6 protein-coding genes are annotated in these 5591 nt (G+C 72.8%); all 6 read left to right on the top strand.

The window, feature by feature from the left end; genetic code table 11:
• Positions 1–129: 129 nt before the first annotated feature.
• Positions 130–1053, top strand: a complete 924-nt coding sequence (locus tag ACYVLJ_RS47875) for a 2-dehydropantoate 2-reductase (protein ID WP_460443739.1) — start codon at positions 130–132, stop codon at positions 1051–1053.
• A gap of 168 nt (positions 1054–1221) precedes the next feature.
• Positions 1222–2064 (top strand): ESX secretion-associated protein EspG, encoded by an 843-nt coding sequence (locus ACYVLJ_RS47870; protein ID WP_451987966.1) that lies wholly within the window; start codon positions 1222–1224, stop codon positions 2062–2064.
• Positions 2065–2083: 19 nt separating this feature from the next.
• A complete protein-coding gene (locus ACYVLJ_RS47865; RefSeq protein WP_460443738.1) occupies positions 2084–2551 on the top strand; it encodes a hypothetical protein in 468 nt (155 codons plus the stop codon).
• A gap of 8 nt (positions 2552–2559) precedes the next feature.
• A complete protein-coding gene (locus ACYVLJ_RS47860; RefSeq protein ID WP_460443737.1) occupies positions 2560–4518 on the top strand; it encodes a hypothetical protein in 1959 nt (652 codons plus the stop codon).
• A 4-nt stretch (positions 4519–4522) separates the two neighbouring features.
• Entirely contained in the window at positions 4523–4867 is a 345-nt protein-coding gene (locus ACYVLJ_RS47855) for a type VII secretion target (protein ID WP_451987960.1), read from the top strand.
• Entirely contained in the window at positions 4864–5409 is a 546-nt protein-coding gene (locus ACYVLJ_RS47850; RefSeq protein WP_451987958.1) for a YbaB/EbfC family nucleoid-associated protein, read from the top strand. The genes ACYVLJ_RS47855 and ACYVLJ_RS47850 overlap by 4 nt, the downstream gene beginning before the upstream one ends.
• The last annotated feature ends 182 nt before the right edge of the window (positions 5410–5591 follow it).

Raw genomic sequence — 5591 nt, 5'->3', positions numbered from 1 at the left:
AGACACCACCATGGAAGCACTCCGCGCCCTCAAACGACGCCTCGCCCGCACCGTCTACAACACCCTCCACCACGACACCACCCAGCAACCAACCACGCTCCCCACAGCGGCTTGACATAGGAGCAACTCGTGAGCGACTTGAAGATTCTGGTGGTCGGGGCCGGCGCGACCGGCGGGTACTTCGGCGGCCGGCTGCAGCAGGCGGGCCGGGACGTCACCTTCCTCGTGCGGCCCGGCCGCGCGAAACTGCTGCGGGACCGCGGGCTGCGGATCGTCGGGCTCGGCGAGGACACCGTGCTCGCACCGGCGCTCGTCGAGACCGGCGCCCTCGACGAGACCTACGACCTCGTGCTCGTCGCGGTCAAAGCGACCGGCCTCGCCGACGCCATCGACGATTTCGCCCCCGCCGTCGGCCCGGACACGCTGATCCTGCCGTTCCTCAACGGGCTCGCGCACCTCGACGCCCTCGACGCGCGGTTCGGCCGGGACGCGGTGCTCGGCGGCGTCGCCAAGGTGCAGACCACCCTCGACGACGACGGCGCGATCCGGCGGCTCGGACCCCTGCAGAGCCTCGACTACGGCGCCCGCACCGAACCCGCTCCCGCGCGGCTGGCCGACGTCGACGCCGCCCTGCGCGACGCCGGCTTCCCCGCCACGCCCGACGCGCGGATCACCGAAGCCATGTGGGCGAAATGGGTGTTCATCGCCGCGATCGGCGCCGTCAACAGCCTGATGCGCGGCACCATCGGCGACGTCGTCGCGGTGCCCGGCGGGACGGAGTTCGCCGAGGCGGTCGTCGCGGAAGCGGCCGCCGTCGCCGAAGCGGCCCGGTACCCGGTGCCCGCCGCGGACCTCGCGGCGACGCGCAGAACGGTCACCGACCCGGGGATGGGCGGGTCTTCGCTGTACCGCGACCTGCTCGGCGGGCATCCGGTCGAGGGGGAGCAGATCTTCGGCGACCTCACCGGGCGAGCCCGGGCTCTGGGGGTCGCCGTTCCCCTGCTTGACCTGGTCACCTTGCAGCTGCGCGTGCATCAGCACCGGATCGGGTGAACCGCAGGCCCAGGCCGCTTTTGCCCCCCGAGTCCCGGGGATAGTGGTCTTTCGGGCACCCGCGTGGCGGTGCTGACGCAGGGTGACCCGGCACTGATAGCCTTCGGCAGGAAAGTTGCTTGAGGGTTTGACGGCTTGAGTTTGCAGCACACAGAGCAGCGAGGGGAAATGGCGGACAGGTTCGAGTTCGTCCTCGAGGTCGTCGAAGCCCTCGTCGTCGGCCAGGCGACCGGCGGCGACGTGCGGCGTTACCCGTTGCGCGCCGGGAACCTCCCGGCCGACCCGGTGCGGTTCGTCCGGGTCGCGCGCCAGGTGTACGACGCCTTGGAAGAGCGGCGGCTTTCGGTTTCGGGCGAACTGCACCCCGGGGTGCGGACGGCGTTCGAACTGCTGGCCGAGCCGCGCGTTTCGGTTGCGGTGAGCGGGATCGACGGCCTCGGCGCCGACGTCGCCGTGCTGGTGGTCACCGACGGCGCGCAGGCGCTCGGCATCACGCAGGCACCGGACAACGACGAGCTGCTGTTCTCGCTCTTCGCCGACGAGGAGCTGGTCGAGGTCGTCACGGGCGTGCTGCCCCTGGCCCCGGCGGCGACCACCGGGCGGCACGTCGTGCACCGCGCGGCCGGTCGTGAGGTCTCGGCGATGACGGCCAAGCGGATCGCGGACGCGGAGTTCGACGAGGAAGAGACCGACGCCTTCGGGATGATCGAGGTCAAGGCCGTGGTGCGGCCGGGCCGGCGGCCGCCGGCGCCGAAGCCGACCGACGTCGCCGTGCTCGAGCGGGTCCTGGCCGAGCCGCGGCTCGGCGGCGGGCACATCGCCGTCACCGCGCAGGGCCGGCGGGGCGAGCGGCTCGCGGGCGAACCGCTGAGCTGGCTCGACACCGCCGACGGCCGCTACCTCGTGCACACGAAGACCGGCGAGGCCGGCGAACTCACGGCGGAGTACGTACCGGCCGGCCGGGCCGACCTCGCCCGAGCGATCCGCGACGCGATCGCGGCGGTCTACTGACCGGGAAGGATCACCTCTGATGACGGAACAGACCGAGGCGGCCGTCCAGGCGCTCCAGGCGACGGCGCAGCTGCAGGCCGCGACGACCCCCGAGACGAAGGCACTGGCGGCGGTCCGCATCGGCTTGGCCGGTGCCCAGCTGAAGCGGCTCGCCCAGACCGGCGGCTTCGCGATCGACGACACCACGGGCAACCAGCTGATCGAGGCCCTCGAAGGCGTCCTCGAGACGCTCGAGTCGCGCTGGTCGGCGCTGCAGCGCCTGCACGACGCGCCGGCGATGAGCCGGACCGCGACCGGGCAATGGGTCTCCGCGCACATGCAGAACACCGCCGGTGACGAGCACGGGCTGCTCACCCAGCTCCAGGCCGCGCGGCAGGAGTTCCCGACCTACATCGAGGCCATCAAGCTGGCCAAGAAGAACTACAAGACCCGGGAAGAGACCACGCGCTCGACGCTGACCTCGCTCCCGACCGCCGACCAGAGCTGAGGGAGACCGTGGCACCCACCGCCGAGTCCGTGTCGGACCCGTCGTCCCCGGACTACAACCCGCGCAGCCCGCTCTACGACGTGACGGCCGATTCGTCGTCCAAGTACTACGTCGGGCCGCTGACCGCGGACAACTCGCCCTCGGGCGACGAGATCCGCGAGATGGCGACCAAGCAGGTCGACGACGAGATCCGGCGCGGCTGGCTCGGTCCGGTCGTCGACCCGGTGCTGCGCGACAGGAAGATCCAGGAGCTCTACGAGCAGCACCTCGACGACGCCAAGCACGGCCTCGACGAGGGCCTCACCATGCGGGAGAACGGCGGCGCGCCGCGCACCCTGTGGAGCAACGCGACGCACGAGCAGATGAACCAGGCCATCACGACGGACGCCGACTCGGCGACCGTCGCGGAGACCTCCGAGGAGTGGGTGCGGGTCGGCAACGACCTGGGCACGCACCAGAAGACCCTGGGCGACGCGATCAACGCGAGCACCAGCAACTGGCAGGGCGACGCCGGTGACGCCGTCCGCGAGCACCTCGCCGGCGTCGGCAAGTGGCTGGGCGCGACCGCGCAGGGCTCGACCCTCGCCGGCCGGCAGCAGGAGATCCACTCCCAGGCGCTCAACGAGACCCAGCGGCAGATGGCGGCGAACCCGCCGGTGCAGTTCGACCTGCAGAGCACCAACCAGCGCCTGATGTCGATGACCGACCCGGTGCAGTACGCGGCGGCGGCCGGCGAGGCCATGCAGACCTACCGGGCGCAGCAGGCCGCGCAGGGGCACGCCGCGCAGATCATGACGACCTACGACGAGACCATCGGCGCCGCGGTCGCGACGCCCCGGTTCCCGGCCCCGCCGAAGCTCCCGTCGGCCACGGCGACCGCGCGCACGGCCGGCACGCCGGCGTCGGGCGGCGCCGGCGCGGGCGGTGCCCAGCCGCTGATGGCGCGGACCGGCACGGACCAGGCTTCGCCGCGGATCCCGGGGGAGGGCACGACCGGGGGCCTGGACGGCGTGAACGGCCCCGGCGGCTCGGGCGCGGGCGTGCCCGGCTCGGGCATCCCCGGTGGCGGCCCGGGTGGTTCGGGCATTCCCGGTGGTGGCTCGGGTGGTTCGGGCTTCTCCGGCGGTGGCATCCCCGGTGGCGGTGGTCCGGGCTCGGGTCCCGGTGGCTCCGGCTTCTCCGGCGCGGGCATCCCGGCCGCGTCCGGGGGCGGCGGGGGCTACACCCCGCCGAACTTCGAGACGCCCGACATCCCCGGTGGCGGCAGCTTCACCGGCGCCGGCATCCCCGGCTCGTCGATCCCGCACTCCGGTGATTCGACGACGACGTCCGGCTTCTCGCCGTCCGGCATCCCGACGGGTGGCGGCCCCGGCGGCACCGGCTACACACCGCCGTCGATCCCGAACATCCCGGACATCTCCGGGGGCGGTGGCCCGCGTGGCGGCAGCCCGATCCCCGGGTTCACCCCGCCCGGCATCGACCCGATCACCGGCCTGCCCACGGGCGGTATCCCCGGCGGCGGTACCGGGCCCGGCGGCGTCAAGATGCCGACCATCGGCCGCGGCGGCGGGATCAACGGCGAGAGCATCGCGAGCCGGCTCGGCGGTATCGGTGGCGGCAGCGGCGGCGGGTCCCTGGGCGGGATCGGCGGCGGCGGTGCGGGCGCGGGTGCCGGTGGCGCGGGCGTGCGCGGTGCGGGCAACCTCAGCGGAGGGGCCGCGTCGGGCGCGGCCGCGGAGGCCGAAGCGGCCGCCGCGCGGAACGCGGGCATGGCCGGCAAGGCCGGGGCCGCGGGCAGCCCGGGCATGGGCGGCATGGGTGCCGGTGCCCGCGGCGGCAAGAAGGAAGACGACAAGGAACACAAGTCGGCCGACTACCTCGAGAGCGACGACCCGAACTTCTTCGCGGGCGAAGAAGCGGTCGCGCCTCCGGTGATCGGTGACTGGAAGAACCAGGATTGGAAGTGAGCGCATGACCGCCGCCGGGTTCGAGGTCGAACCGGACGACCTGGTCGCGCACGCGAGCCACGTCGAAAGCCTCGTGGACCGCCTCAACACGGCGGCCTCCGCGGCCGACACGGCGATGTCCGACCACGCCTACGGGCTGCTGTGCGCGTTCCTCCCGCCGATCATCCGGCCGACGGGTGAGCAGGCGAAGGACGCGCTGAACGCGTCGTCCGAAGGCGTGCGGGGGCTGGCGGACAACGTCAAGACCGCCGCGCAGTCCTATCGCGACGGTGAAGAGGGCAACGCGCAGCCGTTCGAGCGGCAGCTCACCGCCTCGCCGCGCACCGCCGAAGTGAAGGTGAAGGCATGACGGGCCCGAACAACGGCCTGGGCGACCTGATGCGGGACCCGGAGGAGACCATCCGCCGGATGGACGACTGGGCCGCCGGGTTCGCCGCGAAGGCGGAGCGGTACCAGGCGGCGCAGGCCGAGACCGAGGGCCTTCGGCTCACCGCGAGCAGCGGCGACGGCGCGGTCAACGTCACCGTCGGCGCCGACGGCACGGTCACGGACCTGACTTTCAGCAACAAGATCAAGTCGTTCCCGCTGGAAGAGCTGTCGCGGACGATCCTGGCGACGATGCGCAAGGCCCAGGCCGGCATCGCCGACAAGGTCGCGGGCGTGATGACCGCGCACCTCGGCGACGAGGACCAGGAGACCCGCACGGCGCTGCTGGACAACCTGCGCGGGCGGTTCCCGGACCCGGAGGAACCCGACGAACAACCGCCCGCGGACGTGCCACCGACGCCGCCCACGCCACCGCCTGCCGGTGGCGCCGCGGCACCGCCGGGCTCGACGCCGCGGCGCGGCGGTCCGGTCGACCCGGACGAGCAGGACAACAACCCCTGGTGATCCGGCCCCCTGAGGCCGGCAGGAAGGCTTTGCTGTGAGCAACCCGCTGGTCGCGGAGACGAAGGATTCGACGAAGGCGTATTCGGGGATTTCGCTGTTGGAGTCGGCGAATGATCTGAAGTCGGCGATCGAGAGTGGTGACTGGGCTTCGGTCGCGATGGGTGCGGTCGGGACGGCGTTGG

Source organism: Amycolatopsis stemonae (assembly GCF_054781455.1).
This window is presented reverse-complemented; position numbering and strand designations above follow the sequence as displayed.